Below are 12613 nucleotides of genomic sequence, written 5' to 3'. Positions count from 1 at the left end.
GCTCTCGTGCGCGCACTAGTGACCGGCGGCGCCGGTTTCATCGGCTCCACCCTGGTCGACCGGCTGCTGAGGGACGGGCACGAGGTGCACGTCGTGGACGACCTGAGCCGCGGCAAGCGGACCGCGCCGGCGGACCCGGCCACCGCGGACCGGTTCACGATCTCGCAGGTGGACATCACGTCGCCGGAGCTGGCCGACGTGGTCGCCGGTTTCGGGCCCGAGGTGGTGTTCCACCTCGCCGCGCAGATCGACGTGCGGGTGTCGGTGGCGGAACCGCTGCTCGACGCCGACAAGAACGTGCTCGGCACGGTGAACCTCGCCGAGGCCGCCCGTCGGGCCGGCGCGCGGAAGGTCGTGTTCGCCTCGTCCGGCGGGTCGATCTACGGCACGCCCGACGTGCTGCCGGTGTCGGAGACGGTGCCGATCAACCCCAAGTCGCCGTACGCGGCGTCCAAGGTGTCGGGCGAGGTGTACCTGAACACGTACCGGCAGCTGTACGGGCTGGAGTGCACGCACCTGGCGCTGGCGAACGTGTACGGGCCGCGGCAGGACCCGCACGGCGAGGCGGGCGTGGTGGCGATCTTCGCGTCGGCGCTGCTGGCAGGGCGTCCGACCAAGGTGTTCGGCGACGGCGGCAACACGCGCGACTACGTGTTCGTGGAGGACGTCGTGGCCGCGTTCGTGGCCGCGTCCGGTGAGGCGGGCGGTGGCCGCCGGTACAACATCGGCACGGCGCACCAGGTCTCGGACCGCGAGCTGCACACGCTCGTCGCCCAGGCCGCCGGCGTGCCCGACGCACCGGAGTTCGCGCCCGCCCGCTTGGGCGACCTGCGCGCGTCGGCGATCGACGCGTCCCTGGCCCGTGCGGAGCTCGGCTGGAAGCCCGAAGTGGACATCGCCACCGGCGTCCGCCTGACCGTCGACTACTTCCGGTCGCTCCAGGGCTGAGCACACGACCGCCCGGCGCCTGCCTCGGAACCCACGGTTCGAGGCAGGCGCCGGGCGGTGACCGTTCAGGCGCTGTGGGCCTGGTCCTTGGCCTCGGCGTTCACGACCGCGTTGTCCACCGCCGCGTTGTCCACGACGGCGGTGTTGGCGACCGGCTTGTCCACCGCCGTGTTGCCCACCGCGGCGGCGTCCTCGTGCCTGGGCGCCTCGGCGTTGCGCAACGCGATGGCCCGCGCGAGCCGCGCGTACCGCAGCTCCAACTCCTTGAACCGCAGGTACGTGTTGATCGTGGCGAACCCGAACGCCACCACCAGCGCGTACAGCACCAGGTCGGTACCGCGCCCGACGCCGACGAACTCGGCCAGCATCGACACGTCCGCCGGCCGCAGCACGGCTACCGCCGCCAGCACCATGAAGAGGGCGAAACCGATCTTCACCCCGGCCGCCGTCTTCGTGGTGCCGTGGTGGCGCAGGAAGAACACCAGCAGGACGATGACCCCGCCGATGAGCAGGAACTGGATCAGCATGTCAGCGCTTGGACCCCGTCTTGAGAGCCGTGTCGAACAGGATGTTCACGCCGTTGATGAGCGACTGGCCCTTGGCCATCGAGTACTCCGTGTACAGGATCTCGACCTGCTCCTCGGTGACCCGCCAACCCCGCTGCGAGATCATGTCGACGATCTGCGACGCGTGGCCCATGCCGTTCAGCGTGATGTGGAGCTCGTCGGCCACCTTCTTGTTGAACACCCGCAGCCCGTTGTGCGCGTCCGACAGCTTCAGCTTCCGCAGCCGCGGGCTGATCGCGACCACGGTCTTCAGCACCACGCGCTTGATCAGCGGGATGTGCGAGTCGTCGCCCTTGAACCGGGTGCCGACGATGATGTCGACCGGCTCGGCGCGCAGCCGCTCCAACATCCGCAGCACGTCCGTGACCTGGTGCTGGCCGTCGGCGTCGAACGTGACGAAGTACTCGGCGCCGGGCCGTGACCGGGCGTACTCGACACCGGTCTGGATGGCCGCGCCCTGACCGAGGTTGACCGGGTGCTGCACGAGGTGCGCCCCGGTCGTGCGGATCGCGTCGGCCGAGCCGTCCCGGCTACCGTCGTCGACGCACACGATGTTCGGGAACGTCTCCAGCGCGTTGCGCACGACGTCGGCGATCACCTGTGCCTCGTTGTAGACGGGCACGACCAGCCACACGTCAGACTGGTCCGCCACAGCGGCCTCCTCGCCGAACTTGCCGAAGAAAATGGGGGTGTCTGCCGAACAAGGCTAGCGTGCCCGCCGGTCAGGGTCGTGGCCGACCAGCATCGCCGTGAACGCCGCGACGCTGCGGTCCCACGAGAAGCGCTCCCGGGTCACCTCGCCGAGCTTGTGCGCCCGCGCCTCGCGCTCGGGATCGGTGACGGCGGCTTCGAGGGCCGCGGCGAGCGCTTCCGGGTCACGGGCGGGCACGAGGCTCCCGGTGACCCCGTCGTCGACGATCTCGGCCGTGCCGCCGACGTCGGTGGCCACGATCGCGCGGCCGATGGCCGCCGCCTCCAGCACCGTCGTGGGCAGGCCTTCGGTCCAGCTCGGGTTCACGAACACCGTGCACGCGGCCATCTCGCGCAACGCCGTGTCGTGGTCCACCGCGCCCAGGAACGCGACGTGGTCGGTCAGCCCGAGCCGCGCCGCCTGCGTCCGCAGGTCGGCCGCCGCCGGCCCGTCGCCGCACAGCCGCAGCCTCAGCCGCACGCCGCGCCGCCGCAGGTCCGCCGTGGCGGTGAGCAGGTCCCCGACGCCCTTGCCGTTGATGAGCCGGCCGACGTAGCAGACCACCGGCTCGCCGTCGGGCACGGACGCCACCACGTCGGACGGCAGTTCGATGCCCCGGTACAGCACCTGCGCCTCACGTCCGGCCAGGTCGCGGACGAACCGCGCGGCCGACCGGGACACCGCCACCACGTGGTCCGCCCAGCGCAGCACCGGCTGGCTGGTGATGCGGTCGACCACGTCCGCGACGAACCGGATGAACCGGTTCCCGCTCTGCACCGGGCTCGACCCGTGCTCCACGTGCACCCGGCGCAGCCGCGCCCGCTTGGCGAACAGCGCCGCCCACAGGTGCGGCCAGTAGAACCGGGTGTGCGTCATCAGCACGGTGTCCGGGCCGCACAGGGCGCGCAGCCGCCGGGTGAAGCCCGGGTACGGCACGGGGTAGTGGGAGACCACCTCCCGACCGGGCCAGCGCACCACGCTCCACCGCTCGCCGAGTCGTTGCACACCGGCCGGCGCGCCGACCGCCGACGTGAACACGGTGATCCGCAGGTTCGGATCGGCTTCCAGCAAGCGCCGGTGCAGTTCGTGCGCGTACGCCTCGACACCGCCCTTGTGCGGCGGGTAGTAGACCGGCATGTCGACCAGGTGCACGGCGACGAATCTAGGCCCTGGCCCGCTGTCCCAGCAGGCCACCCCAGGCGAGAGCGGCGGCGGTGAGCCACGCCACGGCCATCCCCAGGGCTACCCCGATGACACCCAGCCAAACGCCGAGCAGCGCCACGAGGGCCACTTCGGTGACGAATTGCACGGTGCGCACGCGCGGTCCGAGCCACGCCCGGCCGCTCGCCTTGCCCGCGACCAACGCGGTCTGGGCCGTGGCGAGCAGGAACGCGTAAGCCAGCAGCACGAGCACGATCGGCCGCAGGCCCTCCCACGGCGTGCCCAGCGCGGCCGTGAGCAGGTCGGCCGGCGCGATCAGGGCCAGGCCCGCGAACACCAGGCTGACCACCGCCGCCAGCCCGGAGACCAGCATCGGCGCGCGCACCACCTCGCGTGCCGTGCGGCCCGCCAGGTGCGCCAGCAGCGCGTTGCTGATGCCGATGAACAGCACGGTCAGCGCGGTCACCGGGACCAGCGCCTTGCGCAGCAGGCCCAGCCCGTCGAGGCCGACGACCCACGCGGTGACGCCGAACGTGGCCCACGTGCCCGCGGTCAGGTAGACGGCGTCGATCAGGAAACCGGGCAGCAGCGACCGCCGGTCGCGCAGCCAGCCGCGCACCGCGCCGAACCCGAACGGCCCGCCGGTCAGCCACGCGCACGCCGCCGCGACCGGCACCGCGCTCAACGCCCACAGCAAGTAGGTGGACGACGCGTCCAGCTCACCGACCAGCACGGTCACCCCGACCGCGCCGAGGAACAGCACCAGCCAGGCGCCGTCCAGCGCCAGCGCCCGGAACGGCCGCTGCCGCGCGTACGAGACGTACCGGCCGTGGTCCAGCACCGCGGTGAACGGCGAGGCGAGCGCCTGGATCAGCAGCAACGTCCGCGCCGGCCCGTCCAGCAGCAGCCCGACCACCAGGCACACCAGGCCGATCGCCACACCCAGCAGCAACGACGTCGCCGCCGCGCCGCGCACCCCGCGCGCGTCGCCGTTCGCGACGGCCTTCGACACCAGCAGGGGTTCCGCCGCGATCGCCCGTCCGAGGTACCACTGGCCGATCTGCACGATCGCGACCAGCGAGAACACCCCGAACTCGGCGTCCGTCGACACCGGCGCCGCGACCAGCTGCACGGCGAAGGTGATGGCGCTGAAGACGAGTTGGTCGATGGTGACCGCGGACTGCCGCACGGCCGTGCCGGCCAACGCGCGCAGACCGTCGAGCCGTGATCCGTTCGCCGCCGACACGGGTGTCCTCTGCTAAGGGGAGCGTGAGCGGGCCTTACTGTACGGCGTCGGCCGATCCCTCCCCGCAGCAGGAGAACCCCATGCCATCGCCGGTGTCCGTGGTGATCCCGTGCGCGCCCAAGGCGGATTTCCTCGCCGAGACGCTCCGCTCGGTCGCCGAGCAGACCCACCAGGACTGGGAGGTCGTGCTGGTCCTCGACGGCGAGTGCGAGCAGAACCGGGCCGCAGCCCGCACCCTCCCCGACGACCGCGTGCAGGTGCACCTGACGCCCGAGCCGCGCAGCGGACCGGCCGTCGGCCGCAACATCGGGCTGGACGCGGCGAAGCACGACCTGGTCGCGTTCCTGGACGCGGACGACCTGTGCATGCCCGACCGCCTGGCGCACCAGGTCGCCGTGCTGGAGCAGCGGCCCGGCCTCGGCCTGGTCGGCTCGTGGGCGAACAAGATCGACCCGGCCGGGCAGCTCGTCGGCGAGATGCACTCGGTGATCGGCCCCGAGGTCGCGCGCACGATGCTCCTGTTCAACTGCCTGATCACGTCCACCGTGGTGGTCCGCAAGGAGCTGGCGGCCGAGGCGGGCGGGTTCGACCCGCGGTGCGTGCGGCTGGAGGACTACGACCTGTGGCTGCGGATCATGGCCCGCGCCGACGGCGACGTGGTGCCCGAGGACCTGGTCGCCTACCGCGTGCACCCCGACCAGTACAGCCGGGGCGCGTTGATGGGGCCGCAGACGAAGTTGCTGCGCCGGAGCAAGCAGGCGCTGGCCAAGCGCATCGGCGTGAGCGGGCTGGGCGTGGCGGCCCGGCACGCGGCGTGGCTGGGCGTGCAGGTCGTGAACCGGCGCTGGTGACGGCCACGAGGTCGGGCGCGAAGGGTGGGCGCAGCGGGGTCGGGCGTGGCTGGGTCGGGCGTGGCCGGGCGAGGCACCGGTAGTCTCGCCGTCGCGGCGGCAGGGGAACCGCCATCGGAGCCGACTGACGGGTTGCTATCGCGATGAGTGCTGCTCTGCTGGTCCTGCTGCTGCTCTGGGTCCCGGGCCTGATCGCGGGCGCGGCGATCAGGCTGCGCGGCTGGACCCTCGCCGCCGCGGCGCCCGCGCTCACGTACGGCCTGGTCTCGATCGGCGGACTGCTGCTCGGCGAGCTCGGCTTCTCCTGGACGCTGGTCACGTTCGGCGTCTGGGCGCTGCTCGCGTCGGCGGTGTTGCTGCTGGTCACGACCCTCGTCCAGCGCCGGTGGCCCGCGCAGGTCGAAGACGACCACAGGATTTCCCGCAACGGTCACCTGGTCGTCGGGGCGGGCCTGGCCGTCGGCCTCGCGGTCGGTGCGGTCACGTTCATGCGCGGCATCGGCACGATGAACCGGCTAGCCCAGGACTGGGACGCGCCGCACCACGGCAACCTGGTGCGCTGGTTCGCCGAGCACCAGTCGTCCCTCGTGTCGACCGCGGGCACCATCTCCAACCAGCCCGAGAACACCTCCTACTTCTACCCCGGCACGTACCACCAGCTGCTCTCGCTGCTGCTGGACAAGGTGGGCATCACGCTGCCGGAGGTCCTCAACGCCGGCGCGCTGAGCACCGTGCTGATCTGGCCGGTCGGCATCGCCGCGATGGGCCTGGCCTGGAAGCTGCCCGCCCGCGTGGTGGCGTTCGCCGCCGCCGTGTCCACCTGGTTCTCGCCGTTCCCGTACGACTCGCTGTGGCGCGGCCCGCTGTGGCCGTACGTCGCGGGCATCGCCCTGCTGCCCGCGATCCTCGCGCTGGCCACCTACCTGGTCCGGCCGCGCGGCATCACCGGGCCGCTGGCGTTCGCGCTGGCCGGCGCGGCGGTCGTGGGGCTCCAGCCGAGCGTCGTGTTCATCGTCGCCGGCCTGCTCGGCATCCTGTTCGTGGCCTGCGCGTTCCGCCTGGTCCCGATCGACTGGAAGCGGGCGTGGCCGACGCTGGTCGGGACGGTCGTGCTGGGCGGGCTGGTCGCCGTGCCGCTGATGCTGCCGTCGATGGGCGCGGCGTCCGGCGTGGCCGCCATGGTGTGGCCTTCCGAGGCGACGCCCGCGGGCGCGTTCGGGCAGATGCTCACGTTCTCCGGCGTGGCCGCGTTCCCGCAGTGGTGGATCGGCCTGCCCGCGCTGCTCGGCATGGTCGTGATGGTCAAGCGCGGGCAGATGCTGTGGATGGTCGGCGTGTGGCTGGCGTTCGGCGGCCTGTACGCGGCGACGGTGTCGCTGGAGGGCCGGGTCGTCCAGAAGCTGACCGGCGTCTTCTACAACGACCACTGGCGGCTGGCCGTGCTGCTGCCGCTGCCCGGTGCGATCGGGTTCGGCGTGGCCGTGGTGGCGGTCGGCACGTGGCTGGTCAACCGGTACCGCGACCGCGCTCCCGCCCTGGCCGGCAAGCCGTGGGCGCCGGTGGCCGTGAGCGTGGCGTTCTTCCTGCTGGTCACGCTGCTCAGCGGCGCGTACGTGGACCGCAACAGCGCCCGGCTCGCGCAGGCCTACAACGACGGGCCGGTGGTCAGCGAGGCCGAGCAGGCCGCGTACCGGTGGCTCGGCGAACGCGTGAAGCCCGGCGAGCGGGTGCTGAACGACGTGTTCGACGGCAGCGCCTGGCTGTACGCGGTGGCCGAGGTCGAGCCGGTCGAGTGGACGTTCTACGGCACCCCCGAGGGCTCGCCGAACAACTACGTCGTGCGGAACCTCAACAAGATCAACACCGACCCCGAGGTGCGGGAGGACCTGACCGAGCTGAAGGTCCGCTACGTGATCATCGGCAAGGGGTACGTGCGGCTGGAGAAGTCGCTCACGCCCGGCCTGGCGAACCTGGACGCGATCCGCGGTTTCCGCCAGGTATTCAAGAACGAAGGCGCCACGATCTACGAGATCGAAGGCCAGGAGCACGTCGCGGACAGTGCCGGGGCGGCCGGGGACCGGTGAGCGTATCCACCCGGTCGGGGCTTGTGCGCACCCACAGGGTGTGGGCGGTCACAGGTCGTCACTACCGTACCCTCAGGTGCTGTGAGCTTCGCTGGATTTGACCTGATCGTCGTCGGTTCCGGGTTCTTCGGCCTGACGGTCGCCGAACGCACCGCCTCCCAGCTCGGCAAGCGCGTGCTGGTCCTGGAACGGCGCGAGCACATCGGCGGCAACGCCTACTCCGAGCCGGAACCCGAGACGGGGATCGAGGTCCACCGCTACGGCGCGCACCTGTTCCACACGTCCAACAAGCGGGTCTGGGACTACGTCAACCAGTTCACCGACTTCACCGGCTACCAGCACCGCGTGTTCGCGATGCACGCCGGCCAGGCCTACCAGTTCCCGATGGGCCTCGGCCTGATCTCGCAGTTCGTCGGCCGGTACCTCAGCCCGGAGGAAGCACGGGCGTGGGTCGCCGAGCAGGCCGCCGAGATCGACTCCAAGGACGCGCAGAACCTCGAGGAGAAGGCGATCTCGCTGATCGGCCGCCCGCTGTACGAGGCGTTCGTCCGCGACTACACCGCCAAGCAGTGGCAGACCGACCCGAAGGAGCTGCCCGCGGCGGTCATCAGCCGCCTGCCGGTGCGCTACACCTTCGACAACCGGTACTTCAACGACACCTACGAGGGCCTGCCCGTCGACGGGTACACCGCGTGGCTGCAGAAGATGGCCGACCACCCGAACGTCGAGGTCCGGCTCGGCACGGACTTCTTCGACGTCCGCGACGAGATCCCGGCCGGCACCCCGATCGTCTACACCGGACCGGTGGACCGCTACTTCGACTACAGCGAGGGCTGGCTCGGCTGGCGCACGCTGGACTTCGAGCAGGAGGTCCTGCCCGTCGGCGACTTCCAGGGCACCCCGGTGATGAACTACAACGACGCGGACGTGCCCTACACCCGCATCCACGAGTTCCGGCACTTCCACCCGGAGCGCGAGTACCCGTCGGACAAGACCGTCATCGTGCGCGAGTTCTCCCGCGCGGCCGAGAAGGACGACGAGCCGTACTACCCGATCAACACCGCCGAGGACCGGGCCAAGCTGGAGCGGTACCGCGAGCTGGCACGGCGTGAGGCGGCCGAGCGCAACGTCCTGTTCGGCGGGCGCCTCGGCACGTACAAGTACCTGGACATGCACATGGCGATCGGTTCGGCGCTGAGCGTGTTCGACAACAAGATCGCCCCGCACCTGACCGCCGGTCAGGCGCTGGACGGTTCGCTGGAGGACTGAGTCGGAATGTCGGGCAACTCCCAGCTCGTCGAGCACGAGGCGCAGGAACTGCTGACCCAGCGGGGCCTGTTCGCCGGGCCGTCGCCGATCGTCTCGGCAGACCTCTACGCCGAGGTCTCCCGCGGCATCGCGGACCGCGAGCGCGACCGCGTCGTCATGCACCCGCACACGACCGTCACGATGAACACCTACTTCGGGCGCTTCCCCGCCACCTACTGGCAGCGGTGGTGCGTGAGCCCGGAGGTGGAGCTGAGCCTGGAGCTGACCGGCTCCGGCCAGGTGTCGATCGTCGCGTCGGACTCGGAGGGCGAGACCCGCGTGATCGCGGCGGAATCCGTCGCCGACGCGAAGTCGCAGGTCGTGCGCCTGTCCGCGAAGATCGACAAGTTCGCCGACGGCGGCGGCCTGTGGTTCGACGTGGTCACCGGTGACGAGCGGCTCGTCGTCGAGCACGTCCGCTGGACCGTGGCACCGCCGAAGCGGGTCCGGCCGACCGCCGTGGTCATCTGCACGTTCAACCGGGTCGAGGACTGCCTCAACACGCTGGCGTCGCTCGCCTCCGACGCGGAGCCGCTGGCCCTGGTCGACGCGATCTACGTGGTGGACCAGGGCACCGACCCGGTCGAGTCGCGGCCCCGGTTCGCCGAGATCGCGGCGAAGCTCGGCGAGAAGCTGCGCTACATCCGGCAGCCCAACCTCGGCGGCGCGGGCGGCTTCACCCGAGGCCTGTACGAGGTGACCGAACTCGGCGCGGCCGAGCACGCCAACGTCCTGTTCATGGACGACGACGTGCTGTGCGAGCCGGAGATCGTGGTCCGGACGACCGCGTTCGCGAACCGCACCGCGCAGCCGGTCATCGTCGGCGGCCAGATGCTGTACCTGCTGCACCCGAACCACCTGCACGTGGGCGCGGAGTACGCGAACCTCGACACGCTGGCCCCCGGCCAGATCGTCCGCGGCGCCCTGCACGACGTCGACCTCACCGCGTACGACGAGGAGACCGGCAAGAAGAACATGCAGGAACGCCGGGTCGACGCGGGCTACAACGGCTGGTGGTCCTGCCTCATCCCGTCGGAGATCGTGAAGGCCGTCGGCTACCCGCTGCCGATGTTCTTCCAGTGGGACGACATCGAGTACGGCTACCGCGCGCGGGCCAACGGCTTCGCCACGGTGACCCTGCCCGGCGCCGGCGTGTGGCACGCCGACTTCCACTGGAAGGACTGGGACGACTGGCACCGGTACTTCAACCTGCGCAACGCCCTCATCACGTCGGCGCTGCACGGCCGGTTCGAGCCGAAGCGCATCTGCCGGTCCATGGCCGCGCAGCTCGCCACCTACCTGGTCGCCATGCAGTACGGCCTGGCGGCGACCCAGCTGAAGGCCATCGAGGACTTCCTCAAGGGACCGTCGATCCTGCGTGACGGCGGTGTCGAGGCGGCGTCGGAGATCCGCAAGCTGCGCGCCGAGTTCCCGGAGACCATCAGGCACCCGGCGTCCGAGGTGCCCGGCATCTCGTCCGGCGACCTGCCGATGATCCCGTCGCCGGGCGCGCCCCGGAAGCACATCGCGGTGCTGGCCAAGCGGCTCGTCGGCCAGTTCCTCGGCAAGTCGACGCACGACGTGGGCGCGATCCCCGCGGGCGACGCCGCCTGGTGGCACGTGTCCACCTTCAACACCGCGGTGGTGACCGACGCGTCCCAGGAGGGCGTGCGGGTGCGCCGCCGCGACCGCGAGCTGGCCATCCGGCTCGGCAAGCAGGGCACCAGGCTGCTCAAGGAGCTGTACCAGCGCGCTCCCGAGATGCAGCACGCCTACCGCGAGGCGATGGACGACCTGACCAGCCGGGACAACTGGAAGCGGTTGTACGACCTGTGATCCCGCAGCGGGGCGGCCGAACCCGGTCCGCCCCGCTTCTCACCGGAGGGCCCCTCGTGGACGCAGTGCACCGGATCATCCTGCCGAGAGACGACGACCCGCTCGACGTCCGGCCGATGTACCTGGACGAACCGGAGAACGTGCACTGCCAGGTCGGTTCCCGCCGGTGGCTCACCGTGCCCGAGCACGCGAAGGTGTCGTTCGCGACGTACTTCAACGCGTTCCCGGCCAGCTACTGGAAGCGCTGGACGGTCGTCGACGAGGTCGTGCTCCGGATGCGGGTGCGCGGCTCCGGCCGGGTCGACGTGTACCGCTCCAAGCCGAGCGGTGACATCGTGCACCTGGAAGGTTCGTTCGTCCGGGACGCGGCGGACTGGACGACGCTCGAGTTCCCGGTGTCGCTGAAGCCGTTCGAGGACGGCGGGCTGATCTGGTTCGACGCGTTCACGCACGAGGCCGTGCTGGAGATCGACGAAGCCGAGTGGGCGGTGCGCGAGCCGCTGCCCGCGAAGACCGTCGCGGTCAGCATGGCCAGCATGAGGCCGGACGACGCGGTCGAGGCGTTGCGCGCGCTGGGCAGCGACCCGGCCGTGCTCGACGTGCTGGGCAAGGTGTTCATCGCCGACCAGAGCACCGCGAAGGTCCGGTCCGTGCCGGGCTTCGCCGAGGCGGCGGCCGGTCTCGGCGACCGGCTCGAGGTCATCGAGCAGGACAACCTCGGCGGCTCCGGCGGGTTCACCCGGGGCATGTTCGAGGCGGTCGAGAACACCGACGTCGACCAGGTCATGCTGATGGACGACGACATCCGGCTGGAGCCGGAGGCGGTGCTGCGGTCCAACGCGTTCGCGCGGGCGGCGGCGTCACCGGTCATCGTCGGCAGCCACATGCTGAACCTCCAGGCCCGGACCCGGCTGCACAGCTCGGCGGAGATCGTGGACCTGGGCACGTGCTTCTGGCGGGCCGCGCCGGGTGCGGTCAACGACCACGACTTCGGCACGTCGCCGCTGCGCGAGACGCCCGCCCTGCACCCGCGCGTCGACGCCACGTACAACGGCTGGTGGATGTGCCTGGTCCCGCGCGAGGTCGTGCGGCAGATCGGCTACCCGCTGCCCCTGTTCATCAAGTGGGACGACGCCGAGTACTCGCTGCGGGCGCTGGAGCACGGCTTCCCCACGGTGTCGCTGCCGGGTTCTGCGGTGTGGCACATGCCGTGGACGGACAAGAACGACTCGACGGACTGGCAGGCGTACTTCCACACCCGCAACCGGCTCGTCCTGGCGGCGCTGCACAGCCCGTACGACGTGCGGTCGGGGATCGTGAAGCACGGGTTGAAGCTGTCGCTGCGGCACCTGCTGTCGATGGAGTACTCGACGGTGGCGTTGCAGCAGAAGGCCCTGGAGGACTTCCTGGCCGGGCCGGCGGGGCTGTTCGACTCGCTGCGGACGGCGTTGCCGATGGTGCGCGCCCTGCGCTCCGAGTACGGCGACGCCCAGCGCCTGGAATCGGCCCGCGAGTTCCCGCCGCCGACGTTCGACATGGTGCGCGCCGAGGCGCTGCTCCAGCCGTCGAAGGGCAAGGCGACCATCGCGGTGCGGGCGGCGAAGTCCGTGCTGCACAACCTGCGGCCCCCGCAGCCGTCCGCCGGTGACCGGCCCCAGCTCAACGTGCCGGCGCTGAACGCCCGGTGGTTCCTGCTGGGCAACCTGGACAGCGCCACCGTCTCCACCGCCGACGGCACCGGGGTCGCGTTCTACAAGCGCGACCCGGAGCAGTTCCGCACCCTGATGGCCCGCGCGGTCCGCAACTACCGCCGGCTCGGCCGGGAGTGGCCGCGGCTGCGCAGGCTCTACCGGGACGCCCTGCCCGACCTCACGTCGGCCGAGCAGTGGCGCAAGGTGTTCGAGAACCGCTGACCACCTGAC

The 12613-nt window shown here is 71.2% G+C and carries 10 protein-coding genes; 6 read left to right on the top strand and 4 right to left on the bottom strand.

Features of this window, described 5'->3' with window-relative positions; translation table 11 throughout:
* Positions 1-6: 6 nt before the first annotated feature.
* Entirely contained in the window at positions 7-948 is a 942-nt protein-coding gene (locus tag OQ02_RS00360) for an NAD-dependent epimerase/dehydratase family protein (RefSeq protein WP_033436169.1), read from the top strand.
* A 65-nt stretch (positions 949-1013) separates the two neighbouring features.
* Here OQ02_RS00360 and OQ02_RS00355 read toward each other — a convergent pair whose 3' ends face one another.
* Genes OQ02_RS00355 through OQ02_RS43500 form a run of 4 tightly spaced genes read right to left on the bottom strand, consistent with a single transcriptional unit; the run spans position 1014 to position 4612 of the window.
* Positions 1014-1475 (bottom strand): DUF2304 domain-containing protein, encoded by a 462-nt coding sequence (locus OQ02_RS00355; protein ID WP_063746987.1) that lies wholly within the window; start codon positions 1473-1475, stop codon positions 1014-1016.
* A gap of 1 nt (position 1476) precedes the next feature.
* Complete coding sequence (locus OQ02_RS00350) at positions 1477-2166, bottom strand: glycosyltransferase family 2 protein (RefSeq protein WP_033436168.1); 690 nt, start codon at positions 2164-2166, stop codon at positions 1477-1479.
* Between the two features lie 54 nt (positions 2167-2220).
* Positions 2221-3357, bottom strand: a complete 1137-nt coding sequence (locus OQ02_RS00345; protein ID WP_033436167.1) for a glycosyltransferase family 4 protein — start codon at positions 3355-3357, stop codon at positions 2221-2223.
* Positions 3358-3367: 10 nt separating this feature from the next.
* Positions 3368-4612 carry a hypothetical protein gene (locus tag OQ02_RS43500; RefSeq protein WP_033436166.1) on the bottom strand — a complete coding sequence of 415 codons (1245 nt, stop codon included), beginning with the start codon at positions 4610-4612 and terminating at the stop codon, positions 3368-3370.
* Between the two features lie 80 nt (positions 4613-4692).
* On the opposite strand from OQ02_RS43500, the gene OQ02_RS00335 reads away from it, so the two are divergent.
* The 5 genes from OQ02_RS00335 (at position 4693) to OQ02_RS00315 (ending at position 12604) form a co-directional block, all read left to right on the top strand.
* Positions 4693-5463 (top strand): glycosyltransferase family A protein, encoded by a 771-nt coding sequence (locus OQ02_RS00335; protein WP_081915305.1) that lies wholly within the window; start codon positions 4693-4695, stop codon positions 5461-5463.
* Positions 5464-5606: 143 nt separating this feature from the next.
* Positions 5607-7547, top strand: a complete 1941-nt coding sequence (locus OQ02_RS00330) for a DUF6541 family protein (protein ID WP_033436164.1) — start codon at positions 5607-5609, stop codon at positions 7545-7547.
* Between the two features lie 81 nt (positions 7548-7628).
* The gene (glf, locus tag OQ02_RS00325; RefSeq protein ID WP_033436163.1) at positions 7629-8816 is read left to right on the top strand and encodes a UDP-galactopyranose mutase; all 1188 of its coding nucleotides are present in this window, start codon (positions 7629-7631) and stop codon (positions 8814-8816) included.
* Between the two features lie 6 nt (positions 8817-8822).
* Positions 8823-10691, top strand: a complete 1869-nt coding sequence (locus OQ02_RS00320; protein WP_033436162.1) for a glycosyltransferase — start codon at positions 8823-8825, stop codon at positions 10689-10691.
* A gap of 56 nt (positions 10692-10747) precedes the next feature.
* Positions 10748-12604 (top strand): glycosyltransferase, encoded by a 1857-nt coding sequence (locus OQ02_RS00315; protein WP_231499812.1) that lies wholly within the window; start codon positions 10748-10750, stop codon positions 12602-12604.
* Positions 12605-12613: the final 9 nt, after the last annotated feature.

It is taken from the genome of Saccharothrix sp. NRRL B-16314 (assembly GCF_000716595.1).
GTDB lineage: Bacteria > Actinomycetota > Actinomycetes > Mycobacteriales > Pseudonocardiaceae > Actinosynnema.
Note: the sequence above shows the minus strand (reverse complement) of the source record. Positions and strands in the feature narration are given on the sequence as shown.

Bases quoted from the DNA above. Each gene is read 5' to 3' on its own strand.
- OQ02_RS00330 (WP_033436164.1), top strand. From the start codon at position 5,607: ATGAGTGCTGCTCTGCTGGTCCTGCTGCTGCTCTGGGTCCCGGGCCTG.
- OQ02_RS00355 (WP_063746987.1), bottom strand. From the start codon at position 1,475: ATGCTGATCCAGTTCCTGCTCATCGGCGGGGTCATCGTCCTGCTGGTG.
- OQ02_RS00335 (WP_081915305.1), top strand. From the start codon at position 4,693: ATGCCATCGCCGGTGTCCGTGGTGATCCCGTGCGCGCCCAAGGCGGAT.
- OQ02_RS00320 (WP_033436162.1), top strand. From the start codon at position 8,823: ATGTCGGGCAACTCCCAGCTCGTCGAGCACGAGGCGCAGGAACTGCTG.